At 64.8% G+C, this 1,420-nt stretch carries 2 protein-coding genes; both read left to right on the top strand.

The window, feature by feature from the left end; translation table 11 throughout:
* Positions 1 to 820: phosphate acyltransferase PlsX (gene plsX, locus D3H34_RS32620; RefSeq protein ID WP_119558861.1), on the top strand; the 820-nt coding region annotated here is incomplete at its 5' end.
* A gap of 12 nt (positions 821 to 832) precedes the next feature.
* On the top strand, positions 833 to 1,420 hold a 588-nt coding region (locus D3H34_RS32615), incomplete at its 3' end, for a beta-ketoacyl-ACP synthase 3 (RefSeq protein ID WP_119558860.1).

Raw genomic sequence — 1,420 nt, 5'->3', positions numbered from 1 at the left:
TTCCATCCGTGTGGCCATCGAGCAGGTCAAATCCGGCGCCGCCGCGGCTGCCGTGTCGGCCGGCAATACCGGCGCGCTGATGGCCATTGCGCGCTATGTGCTCAAGACGCTCGACGGCATCGACCGTCCCGCGATCGCGGCCCAGCTGCCCAACAGCAAGGGCCATGCGACCACGGTGCTCGATCTGGGCGCGAACGTCGACTGCACGGCCGAGCACCTGCTGCAATTCGCCTTCATGGGCACGGCGCTGGTGTCGGCGCTCGAAGAGAACTCGAAGGCATCGGTCGGTCTGCTCAACATCGGCGAAGAGGCCATCAAGGGCAGCGACATCATCAAGCGCAGCGGCGAACTGCTGCGCAAGGCGGGTCAGGCGGGTGACATCAATTTCTTCGGCAATGTCGAAGGCAATGACATCTTCAAGGGCACGGTCGATATCGTCGTCTGCGACGGTTTCGTCGGCAACGTCGCGCTCAAGACCAGCGAAGGCGTGGCCTCGATGATCAGCAACGGACTCAAGCAGGAGTTCAAACGTAACATTTTGACCAAGCTCGCGGCCGTCGTCGCCTACCCGGTGCTGTCGGCGCTGATGAAGCGCATGGACCACCGCCGCTACAACGGCGCCGCGCTGCTGGGCCTGCGCGGCCTGGTCTTCAAGAGCCACGGGTCGGCGGATGCGATTGCTTTCGAGTACGCATTGACCCGGGCGTATGATGCGGCCTGCAATAACTTGCTTGACCGCGTTCAGTCCCGGATTGCCCGTGCAGCGCCCTTGCTGGACGCAGTGCCAGCCACTCCGGTTCCGGCAGTGTCGGCGTCTTGAGCTTAAAAACAGATGAGAATTTATTCCCGCATCACCGGCACCGGAAGTTATCTGCCTCCGCGGCGCGTGACCAACCAGGACCTGCAGGCCGATCTGGCCACGCGTGGCATTGAAACTTCGGACGAGTGGATTGTCGAGCGCACCGGCATCCGGGCGCGGCATTTCGCCGAGCCCGATGTCACGAGCAGCGACCTGGGCCTGGAAGCCGCGCGCCAGGCGCTCGAGGCCGCAGGCCGCACGCCCGAGGAAGTCGACCTGATCATCGTGGCGACGTCCACGCCCGACATGGTCTTTCCTTCGGCCGCCGCCATCCTGCAGCACAAGCTCGGCGCCAACGGCTGCGCGGCCTTCGACGTGCAGGCGGTGTGCAGCGGCTTCGTCTATGCGCTCACGGTCGCCGATGCGATGATCCAGACCGGCTCGGCCAAGTGCGCGCTGGTCATCGGCGCCGAAGTCTTCAGCCGCATTCTTGATTTCAACGACCGCACGACCTGCGTGCTGTTCGGCGACGGCGCGGGCGCGGTGGTGCTCGAAGCATCCGACCAGCCCGGCATCCTGGCCAGCGACCTGCATGCCGACGGCAAGCACAGCGGCATCCTG

Source organism: Acidovorax cavernicola (genome assembly GCF_003581445.1).
This window is presented reverse-complemented; position numbering and strand designations above follow the sequence as displayed.